This window comes from Rhodococcus sp. NPDC059968 (assembly GCF_042738615.1).
In the GTDB taxonomy this organism is placed as follows: Bacteria; Actinomycetota; Actinomycetes; order Mycobacteriales; family Mycobacteriaceae; genus Rhodococcus_F.
Window position 1 is genome coordinate 375,050 of the sequence record NZ_JBHWUE010000001.1, and the last position, 17,486, is coordinate 392,535.

At 69.5% G+C, this 17,486-nt stretch carries 17 protein-coding genes; 11 read left to right on the forward strand and 6 right to left on the reverse strand.

Annotation, left to right across the window (positions count from 1 at the left end; translation table 11 throughout):
* Positions 1 to 16: 16 nt before the first annotated feature.
* Positions 17 to 697: a DUF998 domain-containing protein gene (locus tag ACFWAY_RS01740; RefSeq protein WP_378509650.1), complete on the forward strand. Its 681-nt coding sequence runs from the start codon at positions 17 to 19 to the stop codon at positions 695 to 697.
* Here ACFWAY_RS01740 and ACFWAY_RS01745 read toward each other — a convergent pair.
* Positions 684 to 2,219, reverse strand: a complete 1,536-nt coding sequence (locus ACFWAY_RS01745; protein ID WP_378509651.1) for an alpha/beta fold hydrolase — start codon at positions 2,217 to 2,219, stop codon at positions 684 to 686. The two genes, ACFWAY_RS01740 and ACFWAY_RS01745, sit on opposite strands and share 14 nt — an antisense overlap.
* A 99-nt stretch (positions 2,220 to 2,318) precedes the next feature.
* On the opposite strand from ACFWAY_RS01745, the gene ACFWAY_RS01750 reads away from it, so the two are divergent.
* The 3 genes from ACFWAY_RS01750 (at position 2,319) to ACFWAY_RS01760 (ending at position 4,881) form a co-directional block, all read left to right on the forward strand.
* Entirely contained in the window at positions 2,319 to 2,948 is a 630-nt protein-coding gene (locus ACFWAY_RS01750; RefSeq protein ID WP_005254889.1) for a TetR/AcrR family transcriptional regulator, read from the forward strand.
* A 22-nt stretch (positions 2,949 to 2,970) separates the two neighbouring features.
* On the forward strand, positions 2,971 to 4,392 hold the full coding sequence (purB, locus tag ACFWAY_RS01755; protein ID WP_378509652.1) for an adenylosuccinate lyase: 1,422 nt from the start codon (positions 2,971 to 2,973) through the stop codon (positions 4,390 to 4,392).
* A 75-nt stretch (positions 4,393 to 4,467) separates the two neighbouring features.
* Complete coding sequence (locus tag ACFWAY_RS01760; RefSeq protein ID WP_378451075.1) at positions 4,468 to 4,881, forward strand: HIT family protein; 414 nt, start codon at positions 4,468 to 4,470, stop codon at positions 4,879 to 4,881.
* 33 nt (positions 4,882 to 4,914) lie between these two features.
* On the opposite strand, the gene ACFWAY_RS01765 is transcribed toward ACFWAY_RS01760, so the two are convergent.
* The gene (locus tag ACFWAY_RS01765; RefSeq protein WP_378509738.1) at positions 4,915 to 5,679 is read right to left on the reverse strand and encodes an NRDE family protein; all 765 of its coding nucleotides are present in this window, start codon (positions 5,677 to 5,679) and stop codon (positions 4,915 to 4,917) included.
* Positions 5,680 to 5,778: 99 nt separating this feature from the next.
* On the opposite strand from ACFWAY_RS01765, the gene ACFWAY_RS01770 reads away from it, so the two are divergent.
* Genes ACFWAY_RS01770 through ACFWAY_RS01780 form a run of 3 tightly spaced genes read left to right on the forward strand, consistent with a single transcriptional unit; the run spans position 5,779 to position 7,893 of the window.
* Complete coding sequence (locus ACFWAY_RS01770) at positions 5,779 to 6,273, forward strand: MarR family winged helix-turn-helix transcriptional regulator (RefSeq protein WP_378451076.1); 495 nt, start codon at positions 5,779 to 5,781, stop codon at positions 6,271 to 6,273.
* Complete coding sequence (locus ACFWAY_RS01775) at positions 6,270 to 7,115, forward strand: ABC transporter ATP-binding protein (RefSeq protein WP_378509653.1); 846 nt, start codon at positions 6,270 to 6,272, stop codon at positions 7,113 to 7,115. The genes ACFWAY_RS01770 and ACFWAY_RS01775 overlap by 4 nt, the downstream gene beginning before the upstream one ends.
* Positions 7,075 to 7,893, forward strand: a complete 819-nt coding sequence (locus ACFWAY_RS01780; protein ID WP_378509654.1) for an ABC transporter permease — start codon at positions 7,075 to 7,077, stop codon at positions 7,891 to 7,893. Before ACFWAY_RS01775 ends, ACFWAY_RS01780 begins: the two co-directional genes overlap by 41 nt.
* Before the next feature lie 10 nt (positions 7,894 to 7,903).
* Here the strand turns inward: ACFWAY_RS01780 and ACFWAY_RS01785 are convergent, their stop codons facing one another.
* The 3 genes from ACFWAY_RS01785 to ACFWAY_RS01795 are packed head-to-tail and all read right to left on the reverse strand — an operon-like array spanning position 7,904 to position 11,501.
* Entirely contained in the window at positions 7,904 to 9,556 is a 1,653-nt protein-coding gene (locus ACFWAY_RS01785) for a (2,3-dihydroxybenzoyl)adenylate synthase (RefSeq protein WP_378509655.1), read from the reverse strand.
* 35 nt (positions 9,557 to 9,591) lie between these two features.
* A complete protein-coding gene (locus tag ACFWAY_RS01790; protein WP_378451079.1) occupies positions 9,592 to 10,362 on the reverse strand; it encodes an SDR family oxidoreductase in 771 nt (256 codons plus the stop codon).
* On the reverse strand, positions 10,359 to 11,501 hold the full coding sequence (locus ACFWAY_RS01795; RefSeq protein WP_378509656.1) for an isochorismate synthase MenF: 1,143 nt from the start codon (positions 11,499 to 11,501) through the stop codon (positions 10,359 to 10,361). The genes ACFWAY_RS01790 and ACFWAY_RS01795 overlap by 4 nt, the downstream gene beginning before the upstream one ends.
* A 262-nt stretch (positions 11,502 to 11,763) precedes the next feature.
* Between ACFWAY_RS01795 and ACFWAY_RS01800 the strand changes: the two genes are divergently transcribed.
* From ACFWAY_RS01800 to ACFWAY_RS01815, 4 genes are all read left to right on the forward strand, one after another.
* Complete coding sequence (locus ACFWAY_RS01800; protein ID WP_378509657.1) at positions 11,764 to 12,714, forward strand: Lrp/AsnC family transcriptional regulator; 951 nt, start codon at positions 11,764 to 11,766, stop codon at positions 12,712 to 12,714.
* 151 nt (positions 12,715 to 12,865) lie between these two features.
* Positions 12,866 to 13,114, forward strand: a complete 249-nt coding sequence (locus ACFWAY_RS01805) for a hypothetical protein (RefSeq protein WP_037230626.1) — start codon at positions 12,866 to 12,868, stop codon at positions 13,112 to 13,114.
* A complete protein-coding gene (locus tag ACFWAY_RS01810) occupies positions 13,111 to 14,583 on the forward strand; it encodes a sodium:solute symporter (protein ID WP_378509658.1) in 1,473 nt (490 codons plus the stop codon). The genes ACFWAY_RS01805 and ACFWAY_RS01810 overlap by 4 nt, the downstream gene beginning before the upstream one ends.
* Positions 14,580 to 16,016 (forward strand): amidase, encoded by a 1,437-nt coding sequence (locus ACFWAY_RS01815; RefSeq protein WP_378509659.1) that lies wholly within the window; start codon positions 14,580 to 14,582, stop codon positions 16,014 to 16,016. The genes ACFWAY_RS01810 and ACFWAY_RS01815 overlap by 4 nt, the downstream gene beginning before the upstream one ends.
* Here the strand turns inward: ACFWAY_RS01815 and pyk are convergent.
* Positions 15,952 to 17,475 carry a pyruvate kinase gene (pyk, locus tag ACFWAY_RS01820; protein ID WP_378509739.1) on the reverse strand — a complete coding sequence of 508 codons (1,524 nt, stop codon included), beginning with the start codon at positions 17,473 to 17,475 and terminating at the stop codon, positions 15,952 to 15,954. The two genes, ACFWAY_RS01815 and pyk, sit on opposite strands and share 65 nt — an antisense overlap.
* Positions 17,476 to 17,486 lie beyond the last annotated feature (11 nt).

Sequence of the window (17,486 nt, forward strand, 5' to 3'; positions counted from 1 at the left end):
CTCTAGCGTCGATGCCATGGTCACTACGTCAGTTCTCATGTCGCGTCCCGGCTTCCAGCGGTGGGCTGCCGGTGCGGGCGTGGCGGGTCCGCTCGTCTTCACCGTCGGGTTCGTCCTCCAGGAGACGTTCCTGCGAGACGACTACAGCCCGATCGCCGAACCCGTCAGTGCTCTCGAGGCCGACCCGAGCGGGTGGATCCAGCAGGCGAACTTCGTGCTGTTCGCTGCCCTACTGACGATCTTCGCGGTCGGACTGCACCGCGGCATCGCGGCGACGCGGTTCGGCTGGGCGGGACCGGCTCTCCTCGGCGGCGCGGCGGTGGGACTGGTTCTCGCCGCCATGTTTCCGTTGCGGGAGGACGCGGCCGGGAACGCGTACGACCCCGGCAACCATGTGATCGCGGGGGTCACGTTCTTCTCCTGCAGCGCCCTGGCACTGGTGGTGCTGTCGCGCCGGTTCGCCGCCGATCCGCGATGGCGCGGCCTGGCACGGTACGTCGGGGTCGCCGGGGTGCTCGGCCTGGGATGCTTCGTGATGCTGGGCCGGTTCGCGATGCCGGAGGGTGCCCCGCTGCACGACGTCGCCGGTCTTCTCCAGCGCGGCACCCTGCTCATCTTGACGTTCCCGGCGCTGGTGACGATGGCCCTGCGGCTCCGTCGCCTCGCCTGCCGGCCTCCGGTGCTCATCCGGTCGTGAAGGCCGGCATCTGTACTCGCGCGAGGCAACTCGTGTCGGAGCCGCCGGCCGGCTTCTCGAGGAAGCTGACCGTGACGGCCGGGGCGCAGTCCGAGGACTGCAGCACGTCGTGGCCCAGTCCGGGGAACTCGAGGACCTCGGACCGAGACAGGGATTCGGCCGCGGTGCGCGCCCGCGACGGCGGGGTGACGGCGTCGAGCGACCCGGTGAGGAGCAGCGTCGGCACGTCGCTCGCCGTGGGCTCGTGCACGCGGGCGTCGGATGCGGGCACGTCCCAGACGTCGCAGTCGTCGAAGATCCGGGCCGCCTGCGGCACCAGCGACAGCACGGGGTCCGGGAAGTCCGGGAGCGCCCGCTTCGCGGTGGCGGCAACCTGCTCACTGTCGGTGAACGACGTCTGCTCACCGCAGAACACCCCGAACGTCAGCCCGTAGCCGATGAGGCCCGGCGGTGTCACCGTGCCGAGCAGCGCGGTGGCGGCCGGGACGCCATCGCCGGTGGCGGTCGAGTGGATGAGCGCGGGTAGTCCGGCGTAGTTCCCCGGCGCCAGGCTCTGCTGGATCACCAGATTCGCGAAGGTGTACCCGTCGAGGACGACGCGCCTGCCGGACAGTTCGACGGTCAGCGGCGCGGCGGCCAACCGGTTCACGGTCCTGGTGAATTCGTCCTGCAGTCCGGGGTAGGCGGCGGCGCATGCCGGCTGAGCCGCGCACGCGTCGAACAGTGCGCGGTATCCCTCGGCGGCGCCCGGCCAGAAGCCCTCGATGATGTTGCTCTGCGTCGGCACCACCGAGTCCAGTACGACGCTGCGGATGCCGTCCGGGTGGTCGCGGAGCAGAGTCAGCGCGAGGTCGGTGCCGTACGAGACGCCGTAGACGTTCCACTCGTCGAGGCCGAGCGCCACCCGCAGATCCGCGACGTCGGCGGCGTTCGCGGTGGTGTCGTACGCGCCCAGGTCGTGGCCGCCGCCGGCCACGCGGTCGCGGCACGACCGGGTGGCCTGGACGCCCTGCGGCGCGGTCGCCGGATCGAGCGGACTCAGACCCGTCTGAGCCGACTGGAACTCGTCGATCTCGGGGCACGGCAGGAACGGGTCGGAGTGCATGGTGCCGCGCTGGGCGAGGAACAGGACGTCGCGGTCGCGGTTCAGCCCGAGCGGCTCCACCTGGGCGGCGCTCGCGAGCGCGGGCCCGCCCGGACCTCCCGTCAGATAGACGAGCGGGTCGGGTCGCGGGGTCGGAGACGCGGCAGCCAGTCGCGTCACGGCCAGTTCGATCCGGCGGCCGTCCGGACGCGATCGGTCCTCCGGCACGGTCAGGGTGCCGCAGCTGAAGCCGGGTCCGAGGTCCAGCTGCGGCACCCCGGAGACGTTCGGGGACGGGCACGCCGCGGCGGTGTACGTGGCCGCTGACGAGGTGTCCGGATCCGGTGCGGGGCCACCCCGGGATCCGCACGCCGACACCAGTCCGAGCGGCGCGATCGCCGCACATCCCAGGGCCAGCATCCGCACCGACACCCGCATGGTCCCGACGCTACGCGGGTGGTCTCGACCGCCCATATACTTCGCGGTCTGTCGTCCAATTTGCCCTGGTTCGGCGCCCGCGGCTGGCAGGATGAATTGGTGTCATCTGCGGCAACTCCGAAGGGCGAACGGCGCCGACAGGCGCTGGTCGAGGCCGCCGCCGATCTGTTGCTCGAGGGCGGATTCGACGCGGTCCGGCACCGCTCGGTGGCCACCCGGGCCGACCTTCCGCTCGCGTCGACCACCTACTACTTCGAGTCGCTGGACGACCTGATCGCGAAGGCCGTCGAATGCAACGGCAACCGTGATCTCGCGGTCATGCGCGGTCGCGTCGACGACGTCACGCACCGGCGCCGCGGCCGCGAATCCACCGTCGACCTCCTCCTCGATCTCCTCGTCGGACCGGCCCTGATCAGTGAGGACTGCCGCGAGAGGCTGATCTCCCGGTACGAGCGGTTCACGGCCTGCGCGCGTCGCCCCGAACTGCGCGAGGTGCAGTTGCGGTTGCGCGCGCAACTCGACGACGTACTCACCGAGGCCCTGCGACGCTCCGACCGCGACGTCCGGCAGGAGCAACTCCGGCGGCTCGTCGCCGTCGTCGACGGAGCCCTGGTGACCGCGCTCGGCGAACACGACCCCGACCTGCGGGCCCTCGCCCGGGCCATGCTGCTCGACGTCGTCGACGTCGTCGCGCCGGCCCTGGACCGGCCGGACCACGTCGAGCTGTAGGACCGCCGTAAACTGAGGACTCGTGAGCCGCATCCCGAACGTCCTTGCCAACCGTTACGCCAGCCCCGAACTCGTCGAGTTGTGGTCGCCCGAGCACAAGATCGTCCTCGAGCGTCAGCTGTGGCTCGCCGTGCTGCGTGCCCAGGCGGAACTCGGGATCGACGTGCCGGCCGAGGCGCTCGCCGACTACGAGCGGGTGCTCGAGCAGGTGGACCTCGACTCGATCGCCGACCGTGAGCGCGTCACGCGCCACGACGTGAAGGCCCGCATCGAGGAATTCAACGCACTCGCCGGGCACGAGCAGGTTCACAAGGGTCTGACCAGCCGCGACCTCACCGAGAACGTCGAGCAGTTGCAGATCCTGCGGTCGCTCGAGCACGTGCACGCGCACGGAGTCGCGGTCGCGGCCCGGCTGGCCGAGCGGGCCGCCGAGTACGGCAGCCTCGTCATGGCAGGCCGGTCGCACAACGTCGCGGCGCAGGCCACCACGCTGGGCAAGCGGTTCGCGTCCGCCGCCGACGAACTGCTCGTCGCGCTCACCCGGCTGCGCGAGCTGATCGACCGCTACCCGCTGCGCGGCATCAAGGGCCCCATGGGCACCGCGCAGGACATGCTCGACCTCCTCGACGGCGACGCGTCCAAGCTGGAGGCGCTGGAGCAGAAGGTCGCCGAGCACCTCGGCTTCTCCCACGTGTTCACGAGCGTCGGCCAGGTGTACCCGCGGTCGCTGGACCACGACGTGCTGTCCGCGCTGGTACAGGTGGCGGCCGGGCCGTCGTCGTTCGCGCACACCATCCGCCTGATGGCCGGCCACGAACTGGTCACCGAGGGCTTCCAGCCCGGCCAGGTCGGGTCGTCCGCGATGCCGCACAAGATGAACACCCGTTCCTGCGAGCGCGTCAACGGACTGCAGGTCGTGCTGCGCGGGTACGCGTCCATGGGCGCCGAGCTCGCGGGCGCGCAATGGAACGAGGGCGACGTGTTCTGCTCGGTGGTGCGCCGCGTCGCGCTGCCGGACGCGTTCTTCGCGATCGACGGACTGATCGAGACGTTCCTGACGGTGCTCGCCGAATTCGGCGCCTACCCCGCCGTCATCGAGAAGGAACTCACCCGGTACCTGCCGTTCCTCGCCACGACCAAGGTCCTGATGGCCCTGGTGCGGGCCGGAGTGGGCCGGGAGACGGCGCACGAGGTCATCAAGGAACACGCCGTCGCCGTCGCGCTGGCGATGCGCGAGGAAGGCAGGGAGCCCGACCTCCTCGACCGCCTCGCCGCCGACGACCGCCTGCCCCTCGACCGGGCCGCCCTCGACGAGGCCCTCGCCGACAAGAAGGCATTCATCGGTGCCGCCGAAGCGCAGGCCGCCACGGTCGTCGCGCAGGTGCAGAAGCTCGTCGACTCCGACCCCGAGGCAGCCGCCTACCAGCCGTCCCCGATCCTGTAGGCGCGTAGCGCCCGTGCGCCTTTTTGGTAGCGGGGACTACCGAAAAGGCGCACAAGCACCGGAGGTGCCTACCCCGTGAACTGCATTTTCTGCGAGATCGTGTCGGGTCGATCCGACGCCAGTGTCGTGCACGAGGACGACGACGTGATGGCGTTCATGGACATCCGGCCGTGGACGTCCGGACACCTGCTGGTGGTCCCGAAGCGGCACGCGAGCGGGCTCGCCGACCTCGACCCGGGCGACGGCGCGGCGGTGTTCGCGGTGGGGCAGCGCATCGCGACCGCGCTGCGCCACGGGCCGATGCGGGCTGAGGGCGTCAACCTGTTCCTGGCCGACGGGATCGCCGCCGGCCAGGAGGTGTTCCACGTCCACCTGCATGTGGTTCCCCGGACTGCTGGTGACGGGTTCGGGCTGCGCGGAATGCCGAAGTCGCCGAGCCGGATCGCGCTCGATCAGACGGCGGGCGTCATCCGTTCCTCCCTCACCTGACGTGAGTGGCAAAGCGTGCGGGAGCACACTTTGTCACTCACGTGCGGGGAAGCGGACCTCGCCGGTGGGGCCGTTCTCGTCGAACCGTCGTTCGGTGATGTCGAAGGTGCCGTCCGGCCGGACCCGCAGCAGCGTGGACGCCCGCGTTCCATATTCGCCGTAGTGAATGAACCGGGACGAGAGGGCGCGTTCGAGTTCGGGTTCGATGCCCGTGTCGGGCAGCGATTCCCACGGTGCGGGGTCGCTGTCGGCGAGCACGTCGAAGTATGCCCCCGGATCTGCCTCGGGGCTGCCGTCGTCGGCGGCGAGGGCGGCGGCGAACGCCTGCTTGCCGCCGGTCACCTTCGGCCACGGCGTGTCGAGTTCGGCGTTGGAGAGGCCGTGGACGCCGGGTTCCACCCGCTGCCGTCGGCCGTGGGGCCGGTTGGTGGCCCACCACAGTTCCGTGGGGTCGCCGACGAGCAGGTTGAAGCTGCCGTACTCGGCGCCCGTCGCCGCCACCTGTTCGGCGTGATCGGCGGGTGACAGCCCGCCGCGGAGGAAGTCGACGGGCAGGGCACCGCGGGACCGTGTCCCGGTCGCGGGGGCGCCGTCGCGGACGTTGGTGACGGCCGCGAATCGCAGGGAGTCGGCGATGCCCATCCAGGTGCCGCCGGCGAGCAGATCGCGGCCCGCGACGAACCCGTCGTCCCACCTGCTCAGCGGTTCGGCGGGGCGGGCGTAGAACTCGTCGCGGTTGGCCGCGACGACGAGGGGGAGATCGGGGCGGGTATGCCAGGCGAACAGGACCAGGCACATGCAGATGTCTCCCTCGTTACCCTCGGTCATCCGAACTCGGTTGCACGCCCGAGCGTAGCCGCCCTCGTAATACCTCTGAAACAGAGCTATATTGAATGTATGGCACAGAACGAGGCACCCGACCACTCGGCGCCTGCCGAACAGCTCTTCGCCGCAATCGGATTGCTGCGCCGGCACACGCGCCGTCGGGTCGGGCGGCCGTGGCCGGAGACACCGTTGACGGGGTCGCAGGTGGAGTTGGTGCGCCTGCTCCGCCGCAGGCCCGGCACGTCCGTCGCGGAGGCCGCGGCGGCCCTGGGCCTCGCGGCGAACACCGTCTCCACCCTTGTGCGGCAACTCACCGACGCCGGGCTGGTCGAACGGGTGCGGGACGAGTCCGACCGCCGCGTTGCCCGCCTGGCGCTCACCGACGAGGCGCGGTCGCAGGTCGAGCGCTGGCGCGACCGCCGCAACATCGAGGTCGCGGCCGCATTCGACGGACTGAGCCGCGCGGACAGGCAGGCCATCGAATCCGCCATTCCCGCCATCACCCGCCTCGCCGGAGCACTCCACCCGGATCAGGCCGGGCAGAGCGATCAGGAGGTCGTCAGATGATGTTCCGCAAGGCGCAGACCGCCGCACGACAGCGGCCGTCCCACGACGCGCTGGAACTGTCGCACGTGACGTACTCGTTCGGGGACTACGCCGCGGTGAAGGACCTGAGCCTCGCGATCGAGGCGGGGGAGTGCTTCGGCCTTCTCGGCCCCAACGGGGCGGGGAAGACCACCACGATCCGACTGCTCAACACGCTTCTTCCGCTGCAGGGCGGTGACGTGAGCATCTTCGGGTTCGACGTGCGCACCCAGGCCATGGCCGTGCGACGGCTGCTCGGGTATGTGCCGCAACAGTTGTCGATCGAAGGCGCGGTCACCGCCCGTGAGAACGTGTCGTGGTTCGCCCGCCTCTACGACGTACCCCGGTCCGAACGCCGGCGCCGGGTGGACGAGGTGCTGGAGATGGTGGATCTCTCCGATGTCGCCGACCGGGTGGCGTCGAGTTTCTCGGGCGGCATGGTCCGGCGCCTCGAACTCGCGCAGGCGTTGGTCAACCGGCCGTCGTTGCTGGTGCTCGACGAACCGACGGTCGGGCTCGATCCGGTCGCGCGGGATTCGGTGTGGACCCGCGTCACCGAGATGCAGAAGCAGTACGGGATGACGGTCCTGCTCACCACCCACTACATGGAAGAGGCCGAGGCGCTGTGTGATCGGGTCGCACTGATGCACCGCGGCGAATTGCGGGCGGTCGGTTCCCCGTCCGGACTCGTCGCCGAACTGGGGCCCGACGCGACGCTCGACGATGTCTTCCGCCACTTCACCGGTGACAGTCTCACCGCCGACGAGAAGGGAGGGCTCCGGGATGTCCGTAGCGCCCGCCGCACTGCCCGCCGTATGGGCTGAAGCGCCGACCCGGGGTGTGCTCCGGTTGTTGTCGCGGATCGTCACGTTCTGCCTGGTCGAGCTGCAGAAGCTCCGCCACGATCGAACGGAGTTGGTGACCCGTGCGATCCAGCCGATCCTGTGGCTGGTCATCTTCGGGGAGACGTTCAGCCGCATCCGCGCGATCCCGACCGGCGACGTCCCCTACCTGGACTATCTGGCGCCGGGCATCATCGCCCAGTCGGCGCTGTTCGTCGCGATCTTCTACGGCATCCAGATCATCTGGGAACGCGATGCCGGGGTCCTGACCAAACTGCTCGTGACACCCACTCCGCGTGCCGCTCTCGTGACGGGTAAGGCGTTCGCGGCCGGTGTCCGCGCGGTGGCCCAGGCCGTGGTCGTCGTGGTCGTGGCTGCGCTGCTCGGCGTCGGAATGACGTGGAATCCGGTGCGCCTTCTGGGTGTCGTCGTGGTCGTGGTGCTGGGAGCGGCGTTCTTCTCGTGCCTGTCGGTGGCCATCGCCGGGGTGGTGCTCAAACGTGACCGGCTGATGGGGATCGGGCAGGCGATCACGATGCCGCTGTTCTTCGCGTCGAACGCGCTGTACCCGGTGGAACTCATGCCGGGGTGGGTCCAGGCGATCAGCCGCGTCAACCCCCTGAGTTACGAGGTGTCCGCACTCAGGGGGCTGCTGATCGGCCAGCCGACGAACTACTGGCTGGACTTCGGGGTCCTTGTGGCAGCCGCGGTGCTCGGGATCGCCGTCGCGTCCGCGCTGCTGGGGAGACTGTCCCGATAGCCGGGTCGGGTTACGAAGTCACGAACGTCTTCTCCAGTGCCCGGCGCAGGTCGGACTTGCTGATCTTGCCGACGCCGGTGACCGGGAACTCGTCGACGAACACCACCTTGTCCGGCACCTTGTACTCGGCGAGTCCCCGGCTGCGGACGAACTTCTTGAGTTCGACGGCCTTCGGCTGCTCACCCTGGACCACGACGAACGCGCAACTCCGCTCGCCGAGATACGGGTCGGGCATCGACACCACCGCGACGTCGGCGACGGTGGGGTGTGCGAGTAGATGGTTCTCGACCTCTTCCGCGGCCACCTTCTCGCCACCGCGGTTGATCTGATCCTTCGCGCGGCCCTCGACCACGAGGTAGCCGTCGTCCGTGAGCCGGACGATGTCGCCGGTGCGGTAGAAGCCGTCCTCGGTGAAGGCCGTCGAATTGTGTTCGGGAGCCCGGTAATACCCACGGATGGTGTACGGCCCGCGGGTGAGCAGATGGCCGGACGTGCCGTTCGGGACGGGCTCGCCGTGGTCGTCGACCACCCGGACCTCGTCGTCGGGGCTGATCGGTCTGCCCTGGGTGGTGACGATCGTGTCTTCCGGGTCGTCGAGCCGGGTGTAGTTGACCAGTCCCTCCGCCATCCCGAAGACCTGCTGCAGCGTGCACCCGAGTTCGGGGCGGACCCGCTTCGCCGCCTCGGCGCTGAACTTGGCACCGCCCACCTGCAGCACCTCGAGGCTCGAGATGTCCCGTTCCGTGCGACCACTGGCGGCCAGCCACGCCAACGCGAGCGGCGGCACCAGCGACGCAAGCGTGACGCCCTCCCGCTCGATGAGAGCGAACGCGGTGTCGGGACTCGGATCCGGCGCGAGCACCACGCGACCGCCGGCGTGCAGTACGCCGAGGATGCCCGGTGAGCTCATCGGAAAATTGTGCGCCGCAGGCAGAACGACGAGCATGCGGGTGCTCTCGTCGATGCCGCAGATGCGGTCCGATTCGCGCACCGAGTACAGGTAGTCGGTGTGCGTACGCGGGATCAGCTTCGACACCCCGGTGGTTCCGCCCGAGAGCTGCAGGAACGCCACGGATTCCGGACCCACCGCCGGCTCGTCCGAGATCGGTTCCGCCGCCCGCAGTTCGTCGAGTGACGTGAACTCCTCCGCGTCCCCGGCCACGATGATCCTCGGCGGATTCTCGGCGGACGACACCACGTCGCGGGCGAGTGTGCGGTAGTCGAATCCGGCGTGCGTATCGGTGACGACGTAGGTCGCGGCGTCGGTGAAGCTGCAGAAGTAGGAGATCTCCTGGGCGCGGTGCGCGGGCAGCGCGAACACCGGCAGTGCGCCCAGTCGGAAGACCGCGAAGATCACCTCGACGTACTCGACGATGTTCGGCAGCTGCACCACCACGCGGTCGCCGGGCTGCACCCCCGACGACTGCAGCCCGGCGGCGAGCCGGTCGGCGCGGTCGGACAGTTCCCGGTAGGTGAGGGCACGGTCGACCCCGGACGCATCCGGTCCGGTCACGGCGATCGCGTCCCCGAATTGCTCGGCGCGGACCTCCAGGAACTGCTGGAACGTCTCGTCCGTCCAGTACCCGGCGTCACGGTAGCGTGCGGCGAGGTCGGCGGGATAGCCGACGGTGCTCTCCAGGGGAGCGCGAACGCTCGTGGTCATCGAAAGTCCTTTCACGGGCATGGCTGTTCGGGTCGTCAGGCTCGGAGGGTAGCGCCGCCGTCGACGTAGAGCGCCTGCATGGTGATGTGACGCGCCCGCTCCGACAGGAGGAACTCGACGGAGTCCGCGATGTCGGCGGCGTCGGCGATGCGGCCCAGCGGGATACCGACCTTGAACGTGCCCAGGTCTCCGTCGATCGCTCCGCGCGCTCCGGTGTCGTCGGCGGGGTCCGACCACAGCGAACGCTGCATTGCGGTGTCCGTCGAGCCGGGGGCGACGATGTTGGCGCGGATCCCGTATTCGGCCAGTTCGAGGCCGAGCACCCGGACGATCATCGAGACGGCGGCCTTGGACGCGCCGTACGCGCCCATTCCGGTACGGGGGACGCCCGCGGCGTTGGAACCGACCACGACGATGGAACCGGCTGCACGCTCACGCATTCCGGTGCCGACCGCCCGCAGCACGTTGACGAGGCCGGTGACGTTGACGTCGAACACGCGCTGCCAGCTCGCGGGATCGGCGTCGAGAACCGAGCCGGTCTCGAGTACACCTGCCACGTGTGCGAGTGCGGTGACGGGACCGTGCTCGTCCTCGATCCGGCGGACGGTGTCGGTGACGGCGACGGTGTCGCGGATGTCGGTGACGGCGATGCCGAGCGGCGGGGTGTCGAGCAGTGCCGCGGTGGCGGCGAGGCCGTCGGCGTCACGGTCGAGCAGCACCAGGCGGTGGCCGGACCGCGACAGTGTGACGGCCGTGGCCCGCCCGATGCCCTGGGCTGCCCCGACGACCAGTGTCGTGCCGCTCATCGGGGGAGCCCCAGTGCGGTGAGGACGGTGTCCAGTTTGGTTGTGGTCTCGGCGAGTTCGTCGTCCGGTTCGGATGCGGCGACGATGCCGCCGCCGGCGTACGCCGTGACGGTGGTGCGGTCGGCGTCGATCCGCGCGCACCGGATGGTGACCATCCATTCGCCGTCACCGTCGGCGTCGGCCCAGCCCACGGCGCCGGCGTAGAAGCCGCGGTCGCCCTCGAGTTCGCCGATCAGCGCCCGCGCGGCGTCGGTGGGGGTGCCGCACACGGCGGGGGTCGGGTGCACGGCGACGGCGAGGTCCAGTGCGGTCACCGAGCGGTCCCGCAGCCGTCCCGACACGGGCGTGCCGAGATGCCACAGTTGCGGTGTGCTGGTGAGGGTGGGCCGGTCCGGGATGTCGAGTTCGGTGCAGAACGGTTCGAGGCTCGCTCGCAGTGCTTCGACGACGAGGGCGTGCTCGCGCAGATTCTTCTCCGACGACGCGAGGTTCTCCGCGGTCAGCCGGTCGATCTCCGGATCGGTGTGCCGGGGAGCGGAGCCGGCGAGAGGATGGCAGGTCACGGTGTCGCCGCGGCGACGGATGAGCACTTCGGGACTCGACCCGACGAGGTGCCGTCCCGCCCAGCCGGTGCCTGCGGCGCTGAGATCGACGCTGAAGCCGTTGCCGCCGAGGTCGTTCGCCACAAGTTGCGCGAGCACAGCGTGCGGATGCAGCGGTTCGTCGGTGTGCAGGACTACCGATCGGGCGAGCACCACCTTGTGCAGTGTGGCCTCGGGTTCCCGCAGCACGTGAATGGCGGCGGCGACCCGGGCGACGTGCTCGTCCTCCGGGGGAATCGACTTGCCGGCGCGCACGTGCGGGAGGGCCTGCGGACGAGGGGTCCAGCTTCCCGGGTGATGATGCAGCGTCTGTGGTGCGATCAGCGCGGCGGGATGTGACGGGTCGAAGGCGAGCGCGCCGACCACCGAGGTCGCGGCGCCGCTCCGGAGGGCCGCGGCGGCGGCGCTGGCGGAGTCGTAACCGGTGCGGACGCCGTCGGCGATCACGGTGCCGTGCGGGCGGGACAGAACGAACGGCGTGCCCGGCGGGAGGTCCGCCGAAGTCCCTGCGGACTCGGCAACGGCAGTCGATTCCATGTGTGCTCACCTCTCATAGCGGACAACTGCGGTGCGCGTGGCGATGCGTACCCTCACGCATCGACCATATACGGTTAGCCTAACCTTTGGCGGGTCCGCTTCTCGGTCGGTGGTTCCAGAGCGAGGCGTATCTCCCTGCAGGCCAGTGGTTTCGAGTCTCGACGCGAGGGTGCAATATCGCCTGCAACCGGATCGGGATTCTCACCGTCATCGACTGGCCTAACATCGCATGCACACGTGGCACGGAGGGCAGGTCTCTGCAATGACCGAACGCAGGTTCTCGCTCGATCAGCGGATCGTCGCTGCCCTCCAGGTCGACGGGCGGTGTTCCTGGAGCCGAATCGCCCAGGCGCTCGGCGAACCCGAACGGAACGTGACCCGGCACGGCATCGCGCTCCTCGAGTCCGGCCGGGTGGCCGTCACCGCCGTCGCGAACAGCGGCGGCACCGCGATCGTCCGCCTCCAGTGCTCCCCGGGAACGGTGCGGGTGGCGGCGAGCGCCCTCGCTCAGCGCAGCGACTGCATCTTCGTGTACATCCTCACCGGCACCGCCGACTGCGTGGCCGAAATCCACGTGTCCCGGGACCGCCTCCCCAAGCTCGTCATGGACGAACTGCCCGCGACGATGGGCGTCGTCCGAAGCTGGACCGACCCCGTGCTGCGGTACTTCCGTACGGTCCGTGAATGGGAGGCCGGGGTGCTGACCCCCGCCGAGAAGGAAGCGATCGGCGGGGTGGCGCCTCCGGCGTCCTTCCTCACCGACCTCGAACGCGGCACCCGCGACCCCGTCGACCGGACGATCATCCGCGAACTGATGCAGAACGGGCGGGTGGGCACCACGGCGCTCGCCCGGACCTCGGGTGTGTCCGAGGCGACGGCCCGGCGACGGGTCCAGTCGCTGCTCACCGAGGGCGCGATCAGCCTTCGGGTGGTGGTGGATCCGGCCCTGTTCGGGCTGCGTGCCGAGGCGATGCTGTTCATCAAGACCCAGCGCAACCGGATCGAACCGCTCGTCCGGGGGATGCTCGAGATGCCGTACGTGCGGTACGCCGCCGGCACGGCGGGCGAGTACCAGGTGGTCGCCAACATCGCCGCCCCGGACGAGTCGGTGCTCTACGACTACATCACCACCGCGCCGTGGGTGGCGGACGCGGCGGCGCTGGAAACCAACATGGTGGTGCAGGCGGTCAAGCGCAGCGGCCGGGCGATGTGACGGATTTCGACATCGGGCGGCTCCTCCGGCGCACCTGATTGCGATCTCCGACAGGTTGGTGGCCGATTTCGCCGAACCTCGTCCAGCTGTTGAGTGCTGTGATCCGCACCACGCATGCTTCCTCTACTCCCCGGATGGAAGAAGGAACAGCATGCAACGAGACGCCATTCTCGGGGCGATCGAGGATTCGCCGCAGCGCCGCTGGCTGCTGCTCGTCCCGGTTGCCCCGGTGCTCGCACTCGTCACCGCCGTGTGGCTGCCGTTTGTGAACACGGCCGATCTGTGGCTGGGGATGCCCCGGCTCCTCGTCTGGTGCTCGGCCTGGGTGCTCCTCCTGCTGCCCGCGCTGGCGGCGGTGGAGTTCGGCCTCGTCCGGCCGCACGAGGAGGCGACGCTATGACGAACTCGGCACTGTGGATCACCCTGGCCGGCATGATCGGTCTGGCCGTGATCGCGGTCGGTGGGCGCCGGAAACGGGCTCAGAACCTGAGCGAGTGGACGGTCGGCACGCGGAACTTCGGTGTGGTCACCAGTTTCTTCCTGCAGGCCGGCGAATCGTTCACCACGTTCACGTTCCTCGGTGTCGCCGGTATCGCATTCACCGCGGGCATCGGCGCCACCTACGCCATCCCGTACATCCCGCTCGGCTACGTGGCCCTGTATTTCATCGGACCGCGGATCTGGAAGCTCAGCAAGGACCGCGGCTACATCACCCAGGCCGACTTCTTCGCGGACCGGTACCGCAGCCCGCTCCTCGGGCGGCTCGTCGCCCTGTGCGGCATCATCTTCCTGCTGCCGTACCTGCAGTTGCAGATCACCGGTCTCGGTCTGATCGTCCGTCTCGTCACCGGCAGCGCGAGTTCGGGCACGCTGAGCATGATCGTCGCGACCGTCCTCGTCGTCGGATTCGTGCTGTGGGCCGGCATCCACGGCCTCGCGCGCACCGCCTATGTCAAGGACGTCCTGATCCTGCTCGCCGTCGTGGTGCTGTCGATCGTGATCCCGTTGCACTTCGCCGGTGGCATCGGCGACGTGTTCGGCCAGATCGCCCAGACCCACAGCGAGATGCTGACCGTGAACCCCGGCGACTACGACAAGGTCTGGTGGACCACCAGCCTGCTGATCTCCGCGATCGGCTGCGGGTTCCTCACCACCCCGCATCTGTGGCCGCCGCTGCTGGCCGCCAAGAACGGTCGAGTGATCCGCTCCAACAACACTTTTCTGCCGATGTACCAGGTGGTCATGATTCTCCCGATCATGCTGGGCTTCGTCGGGATCCTCGCGCTGAATCCCAACACCAGCAGTAACGCCGTCCTCCTCACGCTGGCTGGGGGAGCCCTGCCGAACTGGGCGCTCGGACTGATCGCGATCGCCGCCGCCTCCGCCGCGATGCTGCCTGCCGGTGCCATCTGCATCGGCATCTCGACGCTGGCGTCGCACAACCTGGTGAAGATTCAGAGCGAGCGCACGAAGCTCCGGTTCAACCACCTGGTCGTGATCGCGGCTGCCACCACGGCTCTGGTGCTCGGCCTGACGCGCCCCGATCTGCTGGCCAATCTGCTGCTGCTCACGTTCGGAGGGCTCAGCCAGCTGGCTCCCGGTCTGGCGCTGGCCCTGCCCGAGAAGCCGTTGCTCGCCAAGCAGTCCGTGTTCGCCGGTCTCGTCGTGGGAATGCTCACCGTCATCGTGATGACCGTCTTCGACCTGAACCTCGCCAACATCGACGCCGGCATCTGCGGCCTGGTCCTCAACCTCGCGGTGATCGCCGTCGTGGAGGCCGTCGTCCGCGCCACCCGTCCCCGCACCCCGACCCCCGCGCCGTCGGAAGACCTTCCCGCCACCACCTCGATCCTGGGGACCTCGAAATGACCATCGATCACTACTCGACCGCGCGAGAGATGCTCGCCGCACTCCGTAGCAAGGACATCTCGGCCCGCGAGCTGCTCGACCTGCACACGGATCGGATCGCGCAGGTGAATCCGACGGTCAACGCGCTCGTCAGCCTCGACCTGGACCGCGCGCACGCCACCGCTGCCACCGCTGACGCACAGACGGCCGCCGGAAGCCCGGTGGGTCCGTTGCACGGACTGCCGTTCGCGTTCAAGGACACTCACGACGTCGCCGGTTTCCCCACGGTCGCGGGCTCACCGCTCCTCGTCGACAACGTGCCCGAGACCAGTGAGCTGATCGCCGAACGTGTCATCGCGGCCGGGGCCGTCACGATCGGCAAGACCAACGTCCCCGAATTCGCCGCCGGCTCGCACACGTTCAACCCCGTCTTCGGGACCACCACCAACCCGTACGACCCCACCAAGAGCGCGGGTGGCTCGAGCGGCGGCGCCGCGTCCGCGCTCGGTGCGGGACTGGTCGCGCTCGCCGACGGCAGCGACATGGGCGGTTCGCTGCGCAACCCGGCGTCGTTCTGCAACGTCGTCGGATTGCGCCCCACGCCGGGCCGCGTACCGTGCTGGCCCAACAGCGCCCCGTGGGACTCACTCGTGACGCAGGGGCCGATGGCCCGGAACGTCGACGACCTGGAACTGCTGCTGTCGGTGATCTCCGGACCCGACGCGCGCATCCGCAGCTCGCTCAGCGCCGATGCCCTCGCGCCGCGCCTCGGTGTCGCCGGCCTGCAGGGTCTGCGCGTCGCGGTGTCCGCGGATCTGAACGGCATCTTCCCCGTGGACCCGCCGGTCCGCGAGATCCACGACCGGCAGTCGTCGATCTTCGCCGCCGCGGGTGCGGTGGTGGCCGAGGACGCACCGTCGATTCCCGACGCCGAGTGGGTGTTCCGCACGCTGCGGGCGTGGCGGTTCAAGATCGACCTCGGTGACCGCGCCGACGCCACCCCCGACCTGCTGAAGCCGTCGCTGCTCGACAACATCCGGCAGGCAGACCGGCTTTCCGCCGACGATGTCGCGAAAGCCATGGTGGCACAGGCGGAGATCCAGTATCGCGCCGTCGAATTCTTCACCCACCACGACATCCTGGTGATGCCGGTGTCGCAGGTGCTCCCGTTCGACGCCGAACTCGAGTACCCGGCAGCGGTCGACGGTCGTCGCTGCGACGACTACCTCGACTGGATGACGTCGGCGTTGACCGTGACGGTCCTGGGATGCCCGTCGATCTCCGTTCCCGCCGGATTCAGCGCCGACGGTCTGCCGGTCGGTGTGCAGATCGTTGCCGCCCCGGGCAACGACCTGTTCCTGCTCGACGTGGCGCGGGCCTACGAGCGGCTCAACCCCGTCGGGGCCATACGCCCGCATCTGCTCGACGGGGCAGCAGCGTCTCGCCCGTCGTGAAGTCGTCCTCGCCGACCCGGTGGACGTGGATGAGGTTGGTGGATCCGACGGTGTGCGGGGGAGAGCCGGCGACGATGACGACGAGGTCGCCGCGCCGGTAGCGGCCCAGCCGGAGGAGCGCGGTGTCGACCTGGCGGATCATCTCGTCGGTCGACTCGACCGGGTCGACGAGGAAGGTTTCGGTGCCCCAGGTGAGGGCGAGTTCGTTGCGTACCTGGGGTACCGGGGTGAACGCCAGCAGTGGCAGCGGGGTGTGGAGCCGGGCGAGGCGTCGCACGGTGTCCCCGGACTGGGTGAACGCCACCAGCGCGGTGGCGTTCAGGCGCTCGCCGATGTCCCGGGCGGCGAACGAGAGCACACCGCCGTGGGTACGAGGGATGTGCGTCAGGGCGGGAACGGTGGTGGACTCGCGTTCGACGGCGGAGAGGATCCGCGCCATCGTCGCGACCGTCTCGATCGGGTATGCACCGACGGAGGTTTCACCGGACAGCATCACCGCGTCCGCGCCGTCGAGGACCGCGTTGGCCACATCGGACGCCTCGGCCCGGGTGGGACGGGAATTCTCGATCATCGACTCGAGCATCTGCGTCGCCACGATCACCGGTCGGGCGTTCTCCCGTGCGATCTGCACGATGCGCTTCTGCATCAACGGCACCTGCTCGAGGGGGACCTCCACCCCGAGATCGCCGCGCGCGACCATGACCGCGTCGAAGGCACGCACGATCGCCTCGATGTCGTCGACGGCTTCGGGCTTCTCGATCTTCGCGATCACCGGCACCCGCCGGCCGACCCGGTCCATCACCTCGTGGACGCGGTCGATGTCGGACGGGGCGCGCACGAACGACAGGGCGACCAGGTCCACCCCGAGCCGCAGGGCGAATTCGAGGTCGTCGATGTCCTTGTCGGACAGCGCGGGAACGGAGACGTTCATCCCGGGCAGACAGACGCCCTTGTTGTTGCTGATCGGGCCGCCCTCGGTCACCCGGCACACCACGTCGTTGCCGTCGACGTCGAGCACGGTCAGTGCGATCTTGCCGTCGTCGACCAGTAGGCGGTCACCGGGCCGGGCGTCCTGGGCGAGTTGGTTGTAGGTGGTCGAGACCCGGTCGTGGGTGCCCTCGCACTGCTCGACGGTGATCCGGACCTGTTCCCCGGCCGCCCACACCGCCCCGCCGTCGGCGAAGCGGCCGAGGCGGATCTTCGGTCCCTGCAGGTCCGCGAGGATTCCGACGGCCCTGCCGGTGCTGTCGGCTGCGGCACGGACGCGCCGGTAGTTGGCTGCGTGGTCGGCGTGGTCGCCGTGGCTGAAATTCAGTCGGGCGATGTCCATCCCGGTTTCGACGAGGGTGCGGGTGCGTTCGTCGGTAGCGGTGGCAGGCCCGAGGGTGCAGACGATCTTCGCCCGGCGCGGCGACAGCAGCGACGCCGCGTCGACATCGGCAGCGAGTGGCGAATGGATGTCGGTGAGAG